The sequence below is a fragment of the Caballeronia sp. BCC1704 genome (assembly GCF_902833455.1).
GTDB lineage: Bacteria > Pseudomonadota > Gammaproteobacteria > Burkholderiales > Burkholderiaceae > Caballeronia.
In genome coordinates, this window is sequence record NZ_CADFFT010000001.1 from 963,940 (window position 1) to 981,693 (window position 17,754).

Annotated in this window: 15 protein-coding genes; 4 read left to right on the forward strand and 11 right to left on the reverse strand. The window is 64.6% G+C overall.

The window, feature by feature from the left end; genetic code table 11:
* Nucleotides 1–212: 212 nt before the first annotated feature.
* From aspT (HWX53_RS04490) to HWX53_RS04500, 3 genes are all read left to right on the forward strand, one after another.
* Complete coding sequence (gene aspT, locus HWX53_RS04490) at nt 213–1,895, forward strand: aspartate-alanine antiporter (RefSeq protein WP_175939626.1); 1,683 nt, start codon at nt 213–215, stop codon at nt 1,893–1,895.
* 22 nt (nt 1,896–1,917) lie between these two features.
* A complete protein-coding gene (gene aspT / locus HWX53_RS04495; RefSeq protein ID WP_175939627.1) occupies nt 1,918–3,606 on the forward strand; it encodes an aspartate-alanine antiporter in 1,689 nt (562 codons plus the stop codon).
* Between the two features lie 67 nt (nt 3,607–3,673).
* Complete coding sequence (locus tag HWX53_RS04500) at nt 3,674–4,519, forward strand: aldo/keto reductase (RefSeq protein ID WP_175939628.1); 846 nt, start codon at nt 3,674–3,676, stop codon at nt 4,517–4,519.
* Between the two features lie 275 nt (nt 4,520–4,794).
* On the opposite strand, the gene HWX53_RS04505 is transcribed toward HWX53_RS04500, so the two are convergent.
* From HWX53_RS04505 to HWX53_RS04550, 10 genes are all read right to left on the reverse strand, one after another.
* Nucleotides 4,795–5,202: a Rap1a/Tai family immunity protein gene (locus tag HWX53_RS04505; RefSeq protein ID WP_175939629.1), complete on the reverse strand. Its 408-nt coding sequence runs from the start codon at nt 5,200–5,202 to the stop codon at nt 4,795–4,797.
* A gap of 76 nt (nt 5,203–5,278) precedes the next feature.
* A complete protein-coding gene (locus HWX53_RS04510; protein WP_175939630.1) occupies nt 5,279–7,360 on the reverse strand; it encodes an ABC transporter ATP-binding protein in 2,082 nt (693 codons plus the stop codon).
* Entirely contained in the window at nt 7,357–8,208 is an 852-nt protein-coding gene (locus HWX53_RS04515; protein WP_175939631.1) for an ABC transporter permease, read from the reverse strand. Before HWX53_RS04515 ends, HWX53_RS04510 begins: the two co-directional genes overlap by 4 nt.
* On the reverse strand, nt 8,205–9,215 hold the full coding sequence (locus tag HWX53_RS04520; RefSeq protein WP_244140044.1) for an ABC transporter permease: 1,011 nt from the start codon (nt 9,213–9,215) through the stop codon (nt 8,205–8,207). Before HWX53_RS04520 ends, HWX53_RS04515 begins: the two co-directional genes overlap by 4 nt.
* 5 nt (nt 9,216–9,220) lie before the next feature.
* Nucleotides 9,221–10,882: an ABC transporter substrate-binding protein gene (locus tag HWX53_RS04525; protein ID WP_175939632.1), complete on the reverse strand. Its 1,662-nt coding sequence runs from the start codon at nt 10,880–10,882 to the stop codon at nt 9,221–9,223.
* A 114-nt stretch (nt 10,883–10,996) separates the two neighbouring features.
* Nucleotides 10,997–11,476: a cupin domain-containing protein gene (locus HWX53_RS04530; RefSeq protein WP_175939633.1), complete on the reverse strand. Its 480-nt coding sequence runs from the start codon at nt 11,474–11,476 to the stop codon at nt 10,997–10,999.
* 102 nt (nt 11,477–11,578) lie between these two features.
* Complete coding sequence (gene fusA / locus HWX53_RS04535) at nt 11,579–13,684, reverse strand: elongation factor G (RefSeq protein WP_175939634.1); 2,106 nt, start codon at nt 13,682–13,684, stop codon at nt 11,579–11,581.
* A gap of 276 nt (nt 13,685–13,960) precedes the next feature.
* Nucleotides 13,961–14,422 carry a DUF192 domain-containing protein gene (locus HWX53_RS04540; RefSeq protein WP_175940599.1) on the reverse strand — a complete coding sequence of 154 codons (462 nt, stop codon included), beginning with the start codon at nt 14,420–14,422 and terminating at the stop codon, nt 13,961–13,963.
* Nucleotides 14,423–14,764: 342 nt separating this feature from the next.
* Nucleotides 14,765–14,977: a hypothetical protein gene (locus HWX53_RS04545; protein ID WP_175939635.1), complete on the reverse strand. Its 213-nt coding sequence runs from the start codon at nt 14,975–14,977 to the stop codon at nt 14,765–14,767.
* A 347-nt stretch (nt 14,978–15,324) separates the two neighbouring features.
* A complete protein-coding gene (locus HWX53_RS04550) occupies nt 15,325–15,891 on the reverse strand; it encodes a pseudouridine synthase (protein ID WP_175939636.1) in 567 nt (188 codons plus the stop codon).
* Between the two features lie 218 nt (nt 15,892–16,109).
* Between HWX53_RS04550 and icd the strand changes: the two genes are divergently transcribed.
* On the forward strand, nt 16,110–17,366 hold the full coding sequence (icd, locus tag HWX53_RS04555; RefSeq protein ID WP_175939637.1) for an NADP-dependent isocitrate dehydrogenase: 1,257 nt from the start codon (nt 16,110–16,112) through the stop codon (nt 17,364–17,366).
* A 91-nt stretch (nt 17,367–17,457) separates the two neighbouring features.
* On the opposite strand, the gene HWX53_RS04560 is transcribed toward icd, so the two are convergent.
* Nucleotides 17,458–17,664: a cold-shock protein gene (locus HWX53_RS04560; RefSeq protein ID WP_175939638.1), complete on the reverse strand. Its 207-nt coding sequence runs from the start codon at nt 17,662–17,664 to the stop codon at nt 17,458–17,460.
* Nucleotides 17,665–17,754 lie beyond the last annotated feature (90 nt).

Here is a 17,754-nt window from a genome sequence, read left to right on the forward strand (position 1 = left end):
AAGAGTTGATTCTATACGGACGTACTTAATTGCATCGCTGTGCCGTCGAGCAAACGCCTTATCAAGTCGCGATATTTCGCTTCGCGAAATAGGAGATTTTAAAAAATGAGTGTATTCCGGTTTAGGCGCCGTCATTTCAGAAGTCATTAACATTTCAGGAATAAGGCGCAGGCCGCGAACGTGTTCGAAAAACCCGAAAGGATAGCCGACTTATGTTATGGAATCTGCTTGGGACACAACCCGAGATTGCACTCTTCGCCAGCCTGGCTATTGGGTTCTTTATCGGTTCGTTCAAGTTTGGTCCAATTCAGCTTGGCGGCGTCTGCGGCACGCTGATCGTCGCGCTCATTCTCGGACAGAGCGGCGCGCGTATATCGCCGGACCTTAAGAACATTGCGTTTGCGTTGTTCATATTCGCGCTCGGTTTTACGGGCGGTCCGCAGTTTTTCGCGAACATCGGGCGCGGCTGGCGGTACGGCGCGCTCTCGCTTGTCGAGGTCATTGTCGTAGTCGCGCTCGTGCTCGGCATCGCGGCGATGCTCAAGCTCGATCCTGGCACGGCGGCCGGTTTGCTCGCTGGCGGCGCGACGGAATCGGCGGTGATCGGCACGGCGTCCGAAGCGGTCGCGCGGCTCGGCTTGCCCGCCGCCGAGACTGCGCGCCTGCAGGCGAATATCGTCACCGCGTACAGCGTCAGCTATCTCTTCGGGCTCGTGACGATCGTGCTTTTCGCGAGCCAGTTCGCGCCGCTCATCCTGCGCGTGAATCTGCGCGACGAAGCCGAGCGCGTCTGGCGCAAGCTCGGCGGCGACGGCGCGCTCGCGGAAGGGCAGACGCCCGCCATCATGCCGCTCGCCGCGCGCGAGCTGAAGGTGACGGCCGCGGCCGGCAGCAGCATCGGTGAGCTGGAAAAGCGCTTCGGCCACAACATCAGCGTGCAGCGCGTGGTGCGCGACCGCTCCGTCATCAAAGGGCAGCCTTCGGTGACGCTGAAGGCGGGCGATCGCATCGTGATCGCGGGGCGGCGCGAGGCCCTCGTCGAAGCCATGCCGTGGATTGGCGAGGAAGTGTTCAACGGCGGCGGCTCCGATTACTTCGTCGAGAAAGTCGACGTGATGCTCACGAACCGCGCGCTGCACGGACTCACGCTCGCGCAGGCGCGCGCCCGCGCGAATCCGGCGGATGGGCGCGGCGTGTTCGTCGCGGCCGTCACGCGTCTCGACAGCACGGTCCCCGCGCTGCCCGGCACGCAGGTGCAGCGCGGCGACGTGCTCACGCTCGTCGGCAGCAAGGAGGACGTGACGCGCGGCGCGGCGAAGCTCGGCTACATCATTCGCGCGACGCAGAAGACGGACTTCGTGTTCCTCGGGCTCGGCGTGCTGGTCGGCATCGGCATCGGGCGGCTGTCGGCGCACATCGGCGGCATCGACCTGTCGCTCGGCACGGGCGGCGGCTGTCTGCTCGCGGGGCTCGTGTTCGGGTGGATTCGCTCGCGCTATCCGGTGATCGGCTCGCTGCCGTCGGCGGCGGCGCAAATCCTAAAGGACTTCGGGCTATGCACGTTCATCGCGGCGGTCGGGCTGTCGGCGGGCGCGGATGCCCTGCGGCTGATCCGCGAATTCGGCATCGCGTTGCCGGTGGCGGGCATCGTCATCACGCTTGTGCCGGCGCTCGCGTCGCTCGTCGTCGGGCGCGTGCTGCTCAAGCTCGACGTGCCGATGCTGCTCGGCGCGATCGCGGGCCAGCAGTGCAGCACGCCGGCGATCAGCGCGCTGGTCGGCGTGACGGGCAACGCGACGCCCGTCATCGGCTACACCATCACCTACGCCATTTCGAACGTGCTGCTGCCGCTGCTCGGGCCGCTCGTCGTCGGACTGGTGAGCAAGCTCGGCTAGATCGATGCACATCGGGGGTTCAATGGACTGGCTTCACGCGATTTTCGCGAAGTCGCCCGAAACGGCGCTGTTTCTGTCGCTCGCGGCGGGCTATCTGATCGGCCAGATCAACTTCGGCAAGTTCCAATTGGGCGGCGTCGGCGGCTCGCTCATCGCGGCGGTCGTCGTGAGTCAGGTCGGCGTGCAGATCGACAACGGCGTGAAGTCCGTGATGTTCGCCGTATTCATCTACGCGGTCGGCTACGACTCGGGGCCGCAGTTCTTCAACTCACTGAACCGGCGGACCTTGCGCGAAATCGCGATGGCCGTTTTTCTCGCGGTGACGGCACTCGTCACGGTGATCGTCTGCGCGAAGGTCTTCGGCCTCAACAAAGGGCTCGCGGCGGGACTGGCGGGCGGCGCGCTCACGCAGTCCGCGATCATCGGCACCGCGGGCGACGCCATCGCGCGGCTCGGCTTGCCCGCGGCCGAAACGAAGGCGCTGCAGGGCGACGTCGCGATTGCCTACGCGGTGACCTACGTGTTCGGCTCGCTCGGCGCGATCATCGTGTGCGTGAACATCCTGCCGAAGTTCATGGGGCAGAGCCTGAAGGACGCGTCGATCGAGGCGGAGAAGTCGCTTGCGGGCGATGCCGGTCCCGCGCCGGGGCAAGTCTCCGCGTTGCCGCCGCTCGTCGGGCGCGCGTATCGCGTGACGGCGGCAGGCGCGGCGGGGCGCACCGTCGCGCAGATCGAGATGACGCATCAGGACTTGATCACCGTCGAGCGCGTGCGGCGCGCGGGCCACGCGCTGGAACCGCGCCCGGACGTGATGCTCGAAGCGGGCGATATCGTGCTCGTCGTCGGGCGACGCGAGGCGATGGCCGGCGCGGCGTCGCACATCGGCGAGGAAGTCGCGGACAGCGACGGCATCAGCATCGTGATGCAAAAGCGCCAGGGCGTGTTCGCGCGACGCGGCATGAATCACACGACGATCGCCGCCGTGCGCGCGACGGTCGACCGCGACATGCGCCACGGCGTCTATTTGCAGGCGATTTCGCGCGCCGGCATGCCGCTGCCCGTGTTGCCGGAAACGCGGCTCGAACACGGCGACGTGCTCACGTTCTATGGCTCGCCGCAGGACACGAAGCGCGCCGTCGACGCCGCCGGCTACGAACTGCCGTACAGCAACAAGACCGACTTCATCTATATGGGCGTGGGTATCGTGATCGGGCTTTTGCTCGGGCTCGTCGTCGTGCGCGTGGGCGGCATTCCGATCACGCTCGGCTCGGGCGGCGGCTGCCTGCTCGCGGGCCTCGTGTTCGGCTGGATGCGCGGCAAGCATCCGATGTACGGCGTGATGCCGCCTGCCGCGTCGCAATTGCTGAAGGATTTCGGCCTCGCGGCGTTCGTCGCGGTGGTCGGGCTGAACTCCGGCTTGCAGGCCGTCGTCACCGTGAAGCAGAGCGGCCTCACCATTTTCCTGCTCGGCGTGTTCGTCACGCTGTTCCCGCTGCTCTTGACGATGCTCTTCGGCCGCTACGTGCTGCGCTACGACAACGCGGCGGTATTCGCGGGCGCGCTTTCCGGTTCGCGCAGCGCGAACCCGGCGTTCGGCGGCGTGCTCGACAAGGCGGAAAGCCCGGTGCCGACGGCCGCTTTCGCGGTGACGTATGCGCTCGCGAACGTGCTGTTGACGCTGCTCGGGCCGCTCGTGGTTGGGCTGGTGTAAGGGGCTGGTGTAGCGGCTCGGGCGTGCTCCTTGCGCCGTAATCGGCGGGCGAACAAGGAGGCATTTCATGGCGAATACATTACCCGTCGTCACGCTGCCTGGCGGCGAAGCGATCCCGAAACTCGGTCAGGGGACATGGGAAATGGGCGAGCGCCCGAACGCGCGCAAGGCGGAAATCGCGGCGCTGCGTGAAGGCGTCGAACTGGGGATGACGCTCATCGACACCGCCGAGATGTACGGCGACGGCGAGAGCGAGAAGCTCATCGCCGAGGCGCTGTCGGACGTGCGCGACGATGTGTTCATCGTGAGCAAGGTGTATCCGCATAACGGCAGCGAGCGCGGCGTGCAGGCGGCGTGTGAGCGGAGTCTGAAGCGGCTGAAGACCGATCGCATCGATTTGTACTTGCTGCACTGGCGCGGCGGCGAAGACTTGCAGGGCGTGGTCGCGGGCTTCGAGAAGCTCCGTCGCGACGGCAAGATTCGGCATTGGGGCGTGAGCAATTTCGACACCGACGACATGGAGGAGCTTTTCTCGCTCGATGGCGGCGATGCCTGCGCGACGGATCAGATTCTCTACAACGTCGCGCGACGCGGGCCGGAGTTCGACTTGCTGCCATGGCTGCGTGAACGCCGGCTGCCCGCGATGGCGTACAGCCCGGTCGATCATGCGCGTCTGCCGCCCGGCGGCGTGCTCGCGAAGATCGCGGCGGCGCGCGGCGTGTCGGCGTTTCAGGTGGCGCTTGCATGGGTGCTGCAACAGCCCGACGTCTTCGCGATTCCGAAGGCCGCGGATGTCGCGCATGTGCGGGAGAATCGCGCGGCGGTGGAGTTGCGGTTGTCGGCGGAGGAGTTGGCGGAGATCGATGGGGAGTTCAGGCCGCCCACGAGAAAGAGGGGGTTGGAGATGCTTTGAGGGAGCGAGTCGCGTAGTTCTCTTCTCCGATGCCATCGGCGATGCCATCAGGACTTGCGCGGTTTGCGTGGCGCCTCAGCGGCTCGACGACCGTGATCCTTCGCGCAAAACCGCACGTCATGGCTGGCCGATGGATTCCTGTCGGCGTTCGAACGGGCTCCAAGGCTCGTGATCCTGACTGTCTAGTCGGGGCCCGCTGCCATGAAACATGCCGCGCATCGCCTAGATGAGCGGGCGCGTTCCCCACACGCCCGCTACGTCTCAACCGCGCCTAATCACGAACACGCATGATGCGCATGCACCGACCCCAACACCGCGACTTCCGCTGGCGTGCGCCTTAGATCCGCCTCACTGACCTGCTTCGCGTCCGCGAGAAAATCATCGACGATCGACGACACCGTCGTATCCGTCAAACACAGCGACACGCGCCGCGTTTCGTTCGCCGGCATCGACGCGCGTTGCGACAGGAACAGCACGCCGTACTGATACCCGCGCACGATGCCCCGCACCGCGCCGACGCATTGTCCCTGCGCGGCGTTGTCGCCTTTTTGGCCGCACTGCTGCGCGAGCGACCACGCGGAAAAGCTCGGATCGGATGCGCCGGGCGTCGGCGCGGTTTGCGCGTGAGCGGCCGTGGCTGCGCAAAGCGCGAGAGAAGCGGCGAGCGAGAGAGCGCGTTTCATCGTAGGTATCCTCTTGTATGAACAGTGAACCGTTGAGAGGCGAAGCGGCGCGCTTTGGTTCCGGCGACCGTTTGCTTCAGGTCACGTTTTCGCGCGATCGCAGCGCTCGCAGTTCAGCGACCGGAATATGGCAATGGATGACGTGACCGTTGCCCGCATCGCGGTTGGGCGGCGTCTCGCGCTCGCAAATCTCGCCGATCTTGCGCGGACAGCGCGTGTGAAACACGCAGCCCGACGGCGGATTCGCCGCGCTCGGCAACTCGCCCGACAACCGGATGCGCTGATGCGCCGCGTGCGCGTCGTCGAGCGACGGCGCCGACGACAGCAACGCTTCCGTATACGGATGCTGCGGGCCGTCGAACACATCGGCGGCGCGGCCGATTTCCATGATGCGCCCGAGATACAGCACGGCGATTCGGTCCGACAGATAGCGCACCACATGCAGATCGTGCGAGATGAACACATAGCTCACGCGCCGCTCGCGCTGCAAGTCCGCGAGCAGATTCAAAATCGCGGCCTGCACGGAGACATCGAGCGCGGAAGTGGGCTCGTCGCAGACCACCACGCGCGGATCGCCGGCGAAGGCGCGCGCAATCGCGACGCGCTGCTTGAGTCCGCCCGATAGTTGCCGCGTGCGCGAGCCGAGGTAACGCTCGGGCAGGCGCACGGCCTCGGTGAGCGTGTGCAGGCGCCGCTCCTTCGCTTCGCCATGCAACGCGCCGAGCTTCGCGAGCGACCGCGCAATGAGCCTGCGCACCGAATGCGCGCGGTTCAGCGCCGAATCCGGATTCTGGAACACGATCTGCAGCGACTTGACCTGCTCGCCGCTGCGCCGCGTGACGCGCTCGGCGAGGCGCTGGCCGTCGAGTTCGAGCGTCGCGCCTTCATCCGGCGAGACGAGGCCGAGCAGCAGTTTCGCGAGCGTCGTCTTGCCGCTGCCGGATTCGCCGACGAGCCCGAGCGTTTCGCCCTGCGCGAGATCGAGCGAGACATCGTGGACGGCGCGCACGTCTTCATCGCCAACACGGAAGGTCTTCGACACATGACGAGCCGACAGCGCGAGCGGCGCATCGTCGCGCGGCGGCGCGGGCGGCGGCGTTTCGTCGGTCGAGCGGGGCAAGAGGTGCGCGCGCTCGTGATAATGACAGCGCGCCATCTGATCGCCGTGAAGCGATGCCACGCGATACGGCGGCGGCGCTTCCTTCACGCAGCGTTCGTCCGCCATCTTGCAGCGCGGCGCGAAGATGCAGCCTTGCGCGACCGAACCCGGCAGCGGCAGCGAGCCGGGAATCGTGTCCAGACGGCCGGTTTCCTTCGTGCGCGTGCTCGTCGGCAGGCAGCGCAAGAGGCCGACCGTGTACGGATGGCGCGGCTTCGCGAAGACGTCGGCGGTCGCGCCTTCTTCCACCAATCGGCCCGCGTACAGCACGCCGACGCGGTCGCACATGCGCCCGATCACCGCGAGGTTGTGGCTGATGAACAGCACCGCCGTGCCGAGTTCCGCGCGCAACTGGGCGATCAGATCGAGCACTTCGGCTTCGACGGTGGCATCCAGTCCGGTCGTCGGTTCGTCGAGAATCAGCAGTTCGGGATTGCACGCGAGCGCCATCGCGATCACGACGCGCTGCTGCATGCCGCCCGACAATTGATGCGGATAACTCTCCATCACGCGCTCCGGCGACGCGATCCGCACGCGGCGCAGCATGTCGGCGGTGCGGGCGAGCGCGTCGTCGGCGGAGGCGCCCGCTGCTTCGAATGCTTCGGACACCTGACGCGCGATCGTCAGCGATGGATTGAGCGCGCGGCCCGGGTCCTGATAGACCATCGACACGGCGTTGGCGCGCAGCACGCGAAGCGCTTCGGCGGGCAGCGACGCCACGTCGTGTCCGCCGACCGTAATGCGGCCCGCCTTCACGCGGCCGTTGCGCGGCAGATAGCGCAGGATCGCGAGCGCGGCCGTCGATTTGCCGCAGCCGGATTCGCCGACGAGCCCGTACGCTTCGCCGCGCCGCACGCGCAGCGTCACGTCTTGCAGGACATCGCGGTCGTGCCAGCGCGTGCGATACGCGACCGTCAGGCCGACGACCGTCAGCGCGTCCGTCTCGCTGCCCTTGGCCGCGCCGAACGCGGGGAAGGCCGATGGCGGCGGTCCGTTCATCGGTCGAGCACTCCTTGCACGGCATCCGCGACGAGGTTCACGGCGACGACGAGCGACGCGATCGCCGCCGCGTCGAACACGACCGTCCACCACGCGCCGCCCGCCATCAGCGTGTAGCTTTCGGAGAGCGCCAGGCCCCAGTCGGCGGAAGGCGGCTGAATGCCGAAGCCGAGAAACGACAGCGTCGCGACCGCGAAGATCGCGTAGCCCAGGCGCACCGTCGCTTCCACGATGATCGGCGGCAGCACGTTCGGCAGAATCTCCGCGAACATGATGTAGAACGCGTTTTCGCCGCGCAGTTGCGCCGCGAGCACGTAGTCGAGATGCCGCTCGCCGAGCACGGCCGCGCGGACCGTGCGCGCGGTGATCGGCGCGAAGGTGAGGCCGATGACCAGAATCACCGTCGTGTTGCTCGCGCCGACGGCGGCCAGCGCGAGCAGCGCCACGATCACGAGCGGCAGCGCGAGCAGCGCGTCGATCGCGCGGCCGACCACGGCATCCACCCAGCCGCCGAAATAGCCGACGACGAGCCCGAGCGCCGTGCCCGCCGCCGTGCCGAGCAGCGTCGCTAAAGGCGCAATGGTGAGAATGTCGCGCGAGCCGACGATCACGCGGGCGAACACGTCGCGGCCGAGTTGATCCGTGCCGAACCAGTGGTCGGCGGAAGGAGGGGTGAGCGAGTTCAACGGATCGGATGCATACGGGTCTTGCGGCGTGAGCCAGTGCCCGAACAGCGCGCACGCGACCCAGAAGAGCAGGATCAGCACGCCGACATCGAACGTGGCCGAACGCGCGAGCGCGCCGAGGGCGTCGAATCGCTTCGGTCTGACGGCGGCGACCGTGCTCATCGCGCGCCTCCGGTGCGAAGGCGCGGATTGAGCACCACGTATAGCGCATCCGCGATCAGATTCGCCGCCGTGTAGATCACGCCGATGGTCAGCACGCCGGCTTCGAGCATCGGAAAGTCCTTGGCCTTCGCGGCGTTATAGATGAGCGAGCCGATGCCCTGATAGTGAAACAGCGTCTCTACGACGACGAGTCCGCCGATCATATAGCCGAGTTGCGTCGCGGCGACCGTGACCGTCGGCAGAAGCGCGTTGCGCAGCACATGCCGCAGGATCACGACGCGGCGCGGCAAGCCCTTGAGAATCGCGGTGCGGGTGTAGTCGGCGTCGAGCGCCTCGACCGTGCCTGCGCGCGCCATCCGCGCGATATAGCCGAAGAAGACGAAGACGAGCGGCAGCACCGGCAGTATCAGATGCTTCAGTTGCACGAGCGCGCTCGCGTTGGCGGGCGCGCTCGCTTCGATCGGCAGCCATTGCAGCCACACGCCGAAGATGAGAATCAGCACGATGGACGACACGAACTCCGGCACGACCGTCGCCGTGAGTCCGCCGATGCTGATGAACCGGTCGATCCAGCGCCCCGCGTGCAGCGCCGCGTACACGCCGCCCGCGATGCCGAGCGGCACCACGACCACGAACGCGAGCGCGCCGAGCTTGGCCGAATTCCACAGCGCGCCGCCGATGAACGGCGCGACCGGCGCGCGAAACGCATACGACTCGCCCATGTCGCCGCGCAGAAAGTGCGTGATCCAGCCGGTGTATTGCGTGAGAAGCGGCCGGTCCACGCCCAATTGATGATTGAGCGCCGCGACGGCGCGCGCATCGGCGAGCGGGCCGAGAATCGCGCGGCCCACGTCGCCGGGCAAGAGTTGTCCGCCCGCGAAGACGATCATCGACAGAAGCCACAGCGTGACGAGCGCAAGCAGCACGCGCACGCCGACGAAGCGCAGCACGCGCCGCGCCTTCGCCGTGCCGTTGCGCTTGCCGCCGATTCCCGCCGGTGACGTGATCGTGCTCAAGCGGCCACCGTCGCGCGGTCAAACCACATCTGCGAAATGGCGTTGAAGCGCACGCCCGACACGTTCGCGCGCGTGACGATCAACTGGTCGTAGAAGTACGGAATCACGACGGGCGTTTCGTCGAGCAGAAGGCGCTGAATCTGGCCGGAGAGCTTCTTCTGCGAGGCGACGTCGAGCGCCGCGACGAACTGCGCGACGAGCTTGTCGTACTCCGCGTTCTTGAAATGCGCCGCGTTCCACGTGCCGCTGCTCGTGAGCGGCGCGTTCAGAAACACGTTCGGCACGCCGCGATGCCCGTAGTCCGTGATGCCGAGCGGCGAATCCAGCCAGTCCGACTTGCCGAACGTGCCCGAGCCGTAATACAGGTCCTGGCTCTCCACCTTCAGCGCGATGCGAATGCCGATGGCCTTCGCCGCGTTCTGCACGACCACGGCGAGATCGGGAATCTCCATGTACTTCTCGGTCGTGAGCGTGATGTCGAAGCCGTTGGCCACGCCCGCTTCGCTCATCAGCTGCTTCGCTTTCGCGATGTCGAGATGCCGCTGCGGCACGGTGAGATCGCTCGACGGGAAGACCGGCGCGAACGGACTGTCGTTGCCGACGACCGCGCGCCCGCGAAACAGGCCCTTCACGATGACTTCGCGATTGATCGCGAGCGCGAGCGCCTGACGCACGCGCTTGTCCTTGAACGCGCCCATGTCGCAGCGCATGTGGATCTGCCGATGCGAACTCGACTTCGCGCCCAGCACCTTGAACTGCGGGTTCGACAGCATCGAGACGCCGCCCTGCACGGTGAAGTCGCCCATCACGTCGGCCTGGCGGCCTTGCATCGCGAGGAGTTGCGCCTGCTGGTCGGCGTAAAACGAGAACTGCACGCGGTCGGGCAGCGACTTGTCGCCCCAGTAGTCCGGATTGCGCACGAACGACGCGCCGACCTTCGGCGTGTACTTCTCCAGCTTCAGCGCGCCCGTTCCCATGAACGACTTCTCGTACGGGCCACTGAAGTTCGCGGGCAGGATCACCGCGTTGTAGTTGTCGGAGGAAACGTAGTACGGGAAATTGCCGTTCGGCGCGTCGAGATGAAACTCGACGGTGTGGTCGTCGACCGCTTTCGCCGAATCCTTCGACAGCACGCCCTTCAGCACCGAGAGTGCCGCCGAGCCCGCGCCCGGATCGGCCAGGCGGTTGAAGGTTGCGGCGACGTCCTTCGCCGTCATCGGCTGGCCGTCGTGGAACTTGACGTTCGGGCGCAGTTTGAAGGTCCAGACATCGCCCGTTGCGTTCGACGACCACGAGAGCGCGAGGGCAGGGCGCAGCGTGAGCGTCTCGCTGTCGTCGTCGATCAGGAATTCGCCCGTCTGATTGATGAGCACGAGACCGGCCGCATCGGTGACGGTGAGCGGATCGACCGCGCCCGCAGGCGTCATGTGCGCGACGCGGATCGTGCCGCCGGGCTTGCCCGCGCTCTGCGCGCGCGCCGCCGGCATGCCGAAGAGCCCGCCCGCCGACAGCGCGAAGCCGAGCACGCTCGCGTGCCGCAGCAGTTCGCGCCGCGTGAGGCGGCCGGCCATGAACTCGTCGATCGCGTGATTGCCCAGCTCGCCCGCGTTGCCGCGCGCAAGCTCCAGGTGATGCGCGTCCGTCGATGCTTTCTTCATCGGTGATCGTTTCCTGTGCGTGTTGTCGTTGTTCGCCGCGCTTCGCCGAAGTGACGCGAAGTCAGCGCGTCTCGGCGTGGAAGCAAGGAACGCGCCGCTTAGTTGGGCGGCGTGTCAATGTTCGTGCGGATGTTTGTGGATTGGATCGACCCAGAAGACTTCTTCCGGCGTTTCGACCGCGTCGATATTCAGATTCACGACGACCGCTTCGTTGTCGCTGCGCACGAGCACGCATTCGAGCGGTTCATCCGTGCTCACGTTGATTTCCTGATGCGGCACGTACGGCGGCACGAAGATGAAATCGCCCGGACCGGCTTCCGCCGTGAATTCGAGGTGCTCGCCCCAGCGCATGCGCGCCTGGCCGCGCACGATGTAGATAACGCTTTCGAGGGCGCCATGATGGTGCGCGCCGGTCTTCGCATTCGGATGAATGGTGACCGTGCCCGCCCAGATCTTCTGCGCCCCGACGCGCGCGGCGTCGATGGCGGCCGCGCGGTTCATGCCCGGCGTCTGCGGCGTGTTGGTGTCGAGCTGATCGCCCTTGATGACCTTGACGCCGTTCTCGCGCCAATCGATATGATGTGCGTCGCTCATGGTGCCTCTGGTCTCTCGGATAGACAAAGTCCGTTGCCGCCGACACCGCGCGAGCAACGGACTTCCGATATTACACGGCGAAGCGCCCAAAGCGGGCGGCGATCATTTCCCCTTCGAGTTGATGATCGCTTCCGACACGTTGTTCGGCGTCTCGGCGTAGTGCTTGAACTCCATCGTGTAGGTCGCGCGGCCTTGCGTCAGCGAGCGCAGCGACGTCGAGTAGCCGAACATTTCGGCAAGTGGCACCTCGGCGCGCACGATCTTGCCGCCGCCGCCCGCGATGTCTTCCATGCCCTGCACGATGCCGCGCCGGCTCGACAAGTCGCCCATCACGTTGCCCATGAATTCCTCGGGCGTTTCCACTTCGACGGCCATCGTCGGTTCGAGCAGCACGGGCTTCGCGCGGCGCATCGCTTCCTTGAAGGCCATCGAGCCGGCCATGCGGAACGCGTTTTCGTTCGAATCGACATCGTGATACGAGCCGAAGGTCAGCGTCACTTTCGTATCGACCACCGGATAGCCCGCCAGCACGCCCGACTTGAGCGATTCCTGAATGCCCTTGTCCACGGCCGGAATGTACTCGCGCGGAATCACGCCGCCCTTGATGGCGTCGACGAACTCGTAGCCTTTGCCCGGGTCCGGTTCCAGCGTGATGACGGCGTGCCCGTACTGGCCGCGCCCGCCCGACTGCTTGACGAACTTGCCTTCGACATCCGTCACCTTGTTGCGCACGGTCTCGCGATACGCGACCTGCGGCTTGCCGACCGTCGCCTCCACGCCGAACTCGCGCTTCATGCGGTCGACGAGAATTTCGAGGTGCAGCTCGCCCATGCCGGAGATGATGGTCTGGCCGGATTCCTCGTCGGTCGTGACGCGGAACGACGGGTCTTCCTGCGCAAGTCTATTAAGCGCGATGCCCATCTTCTCCTGGTCGGCTTTCGTCTTCGGCTCGACGGCCTGCGAGATCACCGGCTCCGGGAAGATCATCCGTTCGAGAATGATGATGTTGCCCGGATCGCACAGCGTGTCGCCGGTCGTGGCTTCCTTCAGGCCGACCGCCGCCGCGATATCGCCCGCGCGCACTTCCTTGATTTCCTTGCGTTCGTTCGCGTGCATCTGAAGGATGCGCCCAAGCCGCTCTTTCTTTTCCTTCACCGGGTTGTAGACCGTATCGCCCGAATTCACGACGCCCGAATACACGCGGAAGAAGATCAGCTGGCCGACGAACGGGTCGGTCATGATCTTGAACGCGAGCGCGGAGAACGGCTCGTCGTCGCTCGGATGGCGCTCCGCTTCCTGGTCGTCTTCGGTGTGGCCGAGAATCGCGGGGACATCCACCGGCGAGGGCAGATAGTCGATCACCGCGTCGAGCATCGCCTGCACGCCCTTGTTCTTGAACGCGCTGCCGCAAAGCATCGGCACGATTTCGTTCGCGATGGTGCGCTGGCGCAATGCCGTCTTGATCTCTTCTTCGGTCAGGCTTTCGTGGTCTTCGAGATACTTTTCGAGCAGTTCTTCACTCGATTCGGCCGCGGCCTCGACCATCTTCTCGCGCCATTCATGCGCGACGTCCTTGAGATTGTCGGGAATCTCTTCGTACGTGAACTTGATGCCCTGGCTCTCGTCGTCCCAGACGATGGCCTTCATCTTCACGAGATCCACCACGCCCTGGAAATGCTCTTCCGCGCCGATCGGAATCTGGATCGGCACCGCGACGCCTTTCAGACGCTCGCCGATTTGCCGCTGCACGCGGAAAAAATCCGCGCCGACGCGGTCCATCTTGTTGACGAACGCGATGCGCGGCACCTTGTACTTGTTCGCCTGACGCCACACGGTTTCGGACTGCGGCTGCACGCCGCCGACCGAGTCGTAGACCATGCACGCGCCGTCGAGCACGCGCATGGAACGCTCGACTTCGATGGTGAAGTCGACGTGTCCCGGCGTATCGATGATGTTGATGCGATGTTCCGGATAATTGCCGGCCATGCCTTTCCAGAAGGCGGTCGTCGCGGCGGACGTGATCGTGATGCCGCGTTCCTGCTCCTGCTCCATCCAGTCCATCGTCGCCGCGCCGTCGTGCACTTCGCCGATCTTGTGCGTCACGCCGGTGTAGAAAAGGATGCGTTCGGTAGTGGTCGTTTTGCCGGCATCGATGTGGGCGCTAATACCGATATTGCGATAGCGCTCGATGGGAGTCTTGCGGGGCACGTGAACCTCCTGTGGGTAATTGCGACCGCAGTTAGGGCTTCAGCCCTTTACTGCGGTCCCATGCAAAGCTGTCGACCGTATCGGGCTTCAGCCCTTGCTGCGGTCCCATGCAATCTTTTTAGGATAGCGCGTAGACCAGCTTCTTGCAGGAATCTTGCCAGCCCTGCCGAACGTTGCGACAAACGCTTCCGGATTGTCCCGCCGCCGCCCCGCACGGGCGAAAAAAAACGGCGCGTCAGGCGACACGCCGTTTCTATCGTTCATCCAGACTTGCGCTCAGTGCGCGCCCGGCAGTCCCTTGATTCTCATGCCCGGCTTGATGCCCTTGGCCGTGAACCAGCCCTTGCTCATTTCCAGCGCGTACACGCCGTTGTTGCGCGGGCAATGGTTATTCGTGGTTTCGGCATCCATTTCGTCGATGTCGGTGATCGTGCCGTCCGCGCGAATGAACGCGATCGACAGCGGGATCAGCGTGTTCTTCATCCAGAAGCAATGCACGGCGTTCTCGTCGAACACGAAAAGCATGCCTTCGTTCGCGGCGAGTTGCGTGCGATACATGAGACCTTGCTCGCGGTCCGCGTCGTTGGCGGCCACGGCGGCGTCGATCACGAACATGCCGGCCGTGAGCTTCGCGCGCGGAAACTCCGACGGCTGCTTCGCGCCGGGCGGCATCGTCTGGGCCTGCGCGAGCGAAAGCGCGGCGAACGGCAGCAAAATGGCGATGACGAGCGCGCGCAGTCGTCGAATGGCAGTCGCGCGGCGAATCGATTCAGCAAAAGGGAATGGCGCGCGCAACGCGCGCAGAGAAAGCAACAGCGAATTCACACGATGCTCCTTAGAAATCGGTCGTCCGCGCTAAGAAAGAAACAGCAGCCCCGCGCATGTTACTTGAAGCACGACGCGAATGTAAAAAGCGCGAGCGAAGGCGGCGAATGTAGCTCGTGGCGCAAATACGAAACGACGCAAAGGCCGCATGCAAAACAAAAGGGCAGATTGCCATTCGGCGATCTGCCCTTTAACGCCGTGAAGACGGCGGTAATGCTCGTTTTTAGCTTCGCTATACCGCGTCTTACAACGAACTTACTGAGCTGCGGAAGCAGCTTCCGGTGCCGAAGCGGCAGCCTTGTGCGACTTCTTGTGCGACTTCTTGTGCGAGTGCTTCTTGGCAGCCTTGTGAGCCGGTGCCGAAGCAGCCGACGCAGCAGCCGGAGCAGCGGCTTCCGGAGCCGAAGCTTGTGCGAATGCAGCCGTTGCGAACAGGCCAGCGACGAGAGCAGCGATCAGTTTGTTCATTTGTGAATCCTCAGCTTGAGTTAATTAACCAAACGACCCGGTCAATGAGTCATGTCGGTAAACGAGCCATCCACCTTTCGGTTGACAGTCGTATCGGCAAAAACTCGATACGGCTGTGAACGCTTGTTCCTTTCAAAGAGCCTGGAGCACACAGGTTAATCGAAAGGGTGTTTCGTTCATGCCGGATAGCTTTGTGCGGCATCTGTGGCCCTTAACGCGTCGCCGAAAGAGTCGGTTGACGCGATTTCGCAGGGATTCGCTGCCGAGATGCAAAAAATCTTCGCGGGTAGGTACGCGGCTAATCGTGCGTTTACAGCAAAGCGCCGTCGACGATACTTGAATGCGATTCAACGCCATGGCGATTGCGCCGGCACTTCCACGCTTTCGCCGGGCGCGAGCCGCAGCGAGAAGACGTCGAGCGCGCCGATCGACACGCGCACGAGCCGCAGCGTCGGAAAGCCGACTGCCGCCGTCATGCGCCGGACCTGGCGGTTCTTCCCTTCGGTGATGGCGAGCTCGATCCACGTCGTCGGGATGGCGGCGCGATAGCGGATCGGCGGATTGCGCGGCCACAGCCGCTCGGCGTCGTGCTCCGCGACGAAAGCGGCCTTGCAGGGCCGCGTCACGTAATCGCCGAGATCGACGCCTTTCGCGAGACGCGCGAGCGTATCGCCAGTGGGCGCGCCTTCGACCTGCGCCCAATATCGCTTGACGAGCTTGTGGCGCGGTTCCGCGATGCGCGCCTGCAACGCGCCGTCGTCGGTGAGCAGGAGAAGGCCCTCGCTGTCCGCATCGAGCCGGCCCGCCGGATAGACGCCCGGCACCGACACGAAGTCGCCGAGCGACGCGCGCGTTTCGTGCGCGGAGAACTGGCAGATCGTGCCGAACGGTTTATTCAGAGCGATGAGCGGCATCGGCAGACATGCGGAACGGGTGGCAGGCGAGGCACGCCGCGCGGCAAGGCGCCGGGGCGTGAATGCGGCATCTTAATGCATAATGGATCGCGATCCGTTTCTCTCATTGCCGCGCCGGCGAGGGCCTTCCGTCCGCCCGCCGTGGATAAAATGAAAGCGCTGGCGCAGCGAGCGTCCGCGCAACCAATCATCAAGTCCGGCCTTCATTGGAGTCGACCATGTCGTATCAGCACATCCAGGTTCCGGCGGGCGGTGAAAAAATCACCGTCAACGCGGATTTCTCGCTCAACGTTCCGGATCAGCCGATCATTCCGTACATCGAGGGCGACGGCACGGGCGTCGATATCACGCCGGTCATGCTCAAGGTGGTGGATGCGGCAGTCGAGAAGGCGTACGGCGGTAAGCGCAAGATTCACTGGATGGAGATCTTCGCGGGCGAAAAGGCCACGCGCGTCTATGGTCCGGACGTCTGGCTGCCGGACGAAACCCTCGACGTCGTGAAGGAATACGTCGTTTCGATCAAAGGACCGCTCACGACGCCCGTCGGCGGCGGCATCCGTTCGCTGAATGTTGCGCTTCGGCAGCAACTCGACCTATATGTCTGCCTGCGCCCGGTGCGCTACTTCAAGGGCGTGCCGTCGCCGCTGCGCGAGCCGGACAAGGTGGACATGGTGATCTTCCGCGAGAACTCGGAAGATATTTACGCGGGCATCGAATGGCCGGCCGAATCGGCGGAAGCGAAGAAGGTGATTGCGTTCCTGCGCGATGAAATGGGCGTGAAGAAGATCCGCTTCCCGGAGTCGTCCGGGCTCGGCATCAAGCCGGTGTCGCGCGAGGGCACGGAGCGGCTCGTGCGCAAGGCGATTCAATACGCGATCGACAACAACCGGCGCTCGGTCACGCTCGTGCACAAGGGCAACATCATGAAGTTCACCGAAGGCGCGTTCCGCGACTACGGCTACGCCCTCGCGCAAAAGGAGTTCAACGCCGAACTGATCGACGGCGGCCCGTGGATGAAGGTGAAGAACCCGAAGACGGGCGCGGATGTCGTCGTGAAAGACGTGATCGCCGATGCGTTCCTTCAGCAGATCCTGCTGCGTCCGGCCGAATACGACGTGATCGCCACGCTCAACCTGAACGGCGATTACATCTCGGATGCGCTCGCGGCGCAGGTCGGCGGCATCGGCATTGCGCCGGGCGCGAACATGTCGGACTCCGTTGCAATGTTCGAGGCCACGCACGGCACCGCGCCCAAGTACGCCGGTAAGGATTACGTGAATCCGGGCTCGGAAATTCTGTCCGCCGAAATGATGCTGCGCCATCTCGGCTGGACCGAGGCGGCGGATCGCATCATCGCGTCGATGGAGCAGTCGATTCTTTCGAAGCGCGTCACGTACGACTTCGCGCGGCTGATGGAAGGCGCGACGCAGGTGTCGTGCTCGGGATTCGGCGAGGTCATGATCGAGAACATGTGACGCCGTCCTGGCCGCGCACATTCGACGGTCGAGCAAGCATAAAAAAACCCGGCGCGAAGCCGGGTTTTACGGGCTCATGGCACCCGAACGGTCAGGCTGCGTCCTGGATGTTCGATGCCTGCTTGCCCTTCGGCCCCTGGACGATCTCGAAAGTGACCTTTTGGCCTTCCTTGAGCGTCTTGAAACCGTTCATCTGAATCGCCGAGAAATGTGCGAACAGATCCTCGCCGCCTTCGTCGGGCGTGATGAATCCGTAGCCTTTCGCGTCGTTGAACCACTTGACCGTACCAGTAGACATTCGTACTTCCCCTCTAACTCTCGTCGCAACCAGAGCACGCTCGAAAAGCTCGACGGCCCACCCCACAGCGAACCGCCTCCTCCTCACTGC

Coding starts and splice junctions, on each gene's coding strand:
- HWX53_RS04515 (WP_175939631.1), bottom strand. CDS start 8,208: ATGAGCACGGTCGCCGCCGTCAGACCGAAGCGATTCGACGCCCTCGGC.
- aspT (WP_175939626.1), top strand. CDS start 213: ATGTTATGGAATCTGCTTGGGACACAACCCGAGATTGCACTCTTCGCC.
- HWX53_RS04530 (WP_175939633.1), bottom strand. CDS start 11,476: ATGAGCGACGCACATCATATCGATTGGCGCGAGAACGGCGTCAAGGTC.
- HWX53_RS04550 (WP_175939636.1), bottom strand. CDS start 15,891: ATGCCGCTCATCGCTCTGAATAAACCGTTCGGCACGATCTGCCAGTTC.
- aspT (WP_175939627.1), top strand. CDS start 1,918: ATGGACTGGCTTCACGCGATTTTCGCGAAGTCGCCCGAAACGGCGCTG.
- icd (WP_175939637.1), top strand. CDS start 16,110: ATGTCGTATCAGCACATCCAGGTTCCGGCGGGCGGTGAAAAAATCACC.
- HWX53_RS04505 (WP_175939629.1), bottom strand. CDS start 5,202: ATGAAACGCGCTCTCTCGCTCGCCGCTTCTCTCGCGCTTTGCGCAGCC.
- HWX53_RS04500 (WP_175939628.1), top strand. CDS start 3,674: ATGGCGAATACATTACCCGTCGTCACGCTGCCTGGCGGCGAAGCGATC.
- HWX53_RS04525 (WP_175939632.1), bottom strand. CDS start 10,882: ATGAAGAAAGCATCGACGGACGCGCATCACCTGGAGCTTGCGCGCGGC.
- HWX53_RS04560 (WP_175939638.1), bottom strand. CDS start 17,664: ATGTCTACTGGTACGGTCAAGTGGTTCAACGACGCGAAAGGCTACGGA.
- HWX53_RS04510 (WP_175939630.1), bottom strand. CDS start 7,360: ATGAACGGACCGCCGCCATCGGCCTTCCCCGCGTTCGGCGCGGCCAAG.
- HWX53_RS04545 (WP_175939635.1), bottom strand. CDS start 14,977: ATGAACAAACTGATCGCTGCTCTCGTCGCTGGCCTGTTCGCAACGGCT.